Origin of the sequence: Alkalicoccus luteus, from assembly GCF_052061695.1 — a bacterium.
In the GTDB taxonomy this organism is placed as follows: Bacteria; Bacillota; Bacilli; order Bacillales; family Salisediminibacteriaceae; genus Alkalicoccus; species Alkalicoccus luteus.
The window spans coordinates 1-1607 of record NZ_JBPZEY010000026.1; the positions used below are offsets into that span (position 1 = coordinate 1).

General features: G+C 56.2%; 1 rRNA gene. It reads right to left on the bottom strand.

The features are described from left to right. Positions 1–33 precede the first annotated feature (33 nt). A 16S ribosomal RNA gene (locus ACSZLD_RS16775) occupies positions 34–1603 on the bottom strand. Between the last annotated feature and the right edge of the window lie 4 nt (positions 1604–1607).

The following is a 1607-nucleotide window of genomic DNA, read 5'->3' on the forward strand; positions in this document are numbered from 1 at the left end:
AAGAAGGAATCGATTGAGCTTGATGCTCCTTAGAAAGGAGGTGATCCATCCGCACCTTCCGGTACGGATACCTTGTTACGACTTCACCCCAATCATTTGTCCCACCTTCGGCGGCTGGCTCCATAAAGGTTACCTCACCGACTTCGGGTGTTACAAACTCTCGTGGTGTGACGGGCGGTGTGTACAAGGCCCGGGAACGTATTCACCGCGGCATGCTGATCCGCGATTACTAGCAATTCCGGCTTCATGCAGGCGAGTTGCAGCCTGCAATCCGAACTGAGAATGGCTTTCTGGGATTCGCTCCACCTCGCGGCTTCGCCACCCTTTGTACCATCCATTGTAGCACGTGTGTAGCCCAGGTCATAAGGGGCATGATGATTTGACGTCGTCCCCACCTTCCTCCGGTTTGTCACCGGCAGTCACCTTAGAGTGCCCAACTGAATGCTGGCAACTAAGGTCAAGGGTTGCGCTCGTTGCGGGACTTAACCCAACATCTCACGACACGAGCTGACGACAACCATGCACCACCTGTCACGTTGTCCCCCGAAGGGGAAAACTCTGTCTCCAGAGCGGTCAACGGATGTCAAGACCTGGTAAGGTTCTTCGCGTTGCGTCGAATTAAACCACATGCTCCACTGCTTGTGCGGGCCCCCGTCAATTCCTTTGAGTTTCAGCCTTGCGGCCGTACTCCCCAGGCGGAGTGCTTAATGTGTTAACTTCGGCACTAAGGGCATCGAAACCCCTAACACCTAGCACTCATCGTTTACGGCGTGGACTACCAGGGTATCTAATCCTGTTTGCTCCCCACGCTTTCGCGCCTCAGCGTCAGTTGTAGGCCAGAAAGTCGCCTTCGCCACTGGTGTTCCTCCACATATCTACGCATTTCACCGCTACACGTGGAATTCCACTTTCCTCTCCTACACTCAAGTCCTGCAGTTTCCAATGACCCTCCACGGTTGAGCCGTGGGCTTTCACATCAGACTTACACGACCGCCTGCGCGCGCTTTACGCCCAATAATTCCGGACAACGCTTGCCCCCTACGTATTACCGCGGCTGCTGGCACGTAGTTAGCCGGGGCTTTCTCGTGAGGTACCGTCAAGGTGCCGGCCTGTTCGACCGGCACGTGTTCTTCCCTCACAACAGAACTTTACGATCCGAAAACCTTCGTCGTTCACGCGGCGTTGCACCGTCAGGCTTTCGCCCATTGCGGATGATTCCCTACTGCTGCCTCCCGTAGGAGTCTGGACCGTGTCTCAGTTCCAGTGTGGCCGATCACCCTCTCAGGTCGGCTACGCATCGTCGCCTTGGTAAGCCACTACCTTACCAACTAGCTAATGCGCCGCGGGCCCATCTTTCAGTGAGAGGAGAAAACTCCCCTCTTTTACAGCCGGTTCATGCGAACCGGCTGGTCATCCGGTATTAGCCCCGGTTTCCCGGGGTTATCCCAGTCTGAAAGGCAGGTTGCCCACGTGTTACTCACCCGTCCGCCGCTCATTCCACCGGCTTCCCCCCGAAGGGTTCCGCCGGTTTCCTGCGCTCGACTTGCATGTATTAGGCACGCCGCCAGCGTTCGTCCTGAGCCAGGATCAAACTCTCCATGAAAGAG